General features: G+C 73.9%; 1 protein-coding gene. It reads left to right on the top strand.

The genetic code is table 11. The features are described 5' to 3' along the window. Positions 1-333 (top strand): DUF8728 domain-containing protein (locus JAP66_RS31830; protein ID WP_504957538.1); only part of this gene is annotated, 333 nt, incomplete at both ends.

Below are 333 nucleotides of genomic sequence, written 5' to 3' on the forward strand. Positions count from 1 at the left end.
CACCGCTTCGCCTTCCACGCCTTCCCGGTGCTCTGCCTCGGGGCCGGGCTCGGTGTGGCGGCGCTCGGCCGCCGCTGGCTCGCGGTCCCCGCGGGGGCGATCACCCTCGCCTGGATCGCCCTCGCCGGTGTCCTGCCCTCGGACCTGCCCGTGATCGCCAACTACGGGCACGACCTGCACCGGGCGCAGGTGGCCATCGGGAAGGGCCTGGGTGAGGCGCAGGTGCCGGAGGAGGCCAGAACGGTCGCGGTCACCGGCGCGGGCGCGATCCCGTACTTCAGCGGGTGGGAGGCGATCGACTACATCGGGCTGAACGACGAGGCCATCGCGCAC

It is taken from the genome of Qaidamihabitans albus (assembly GCF_016464705.1).
Classification (GTDB): Bacteria; Actinomycetota; Actinomycetes; order Mycobacteriales; family Pseudonocardiaceae; genus Qaidamihabitans; species Qaidamihabitans albus.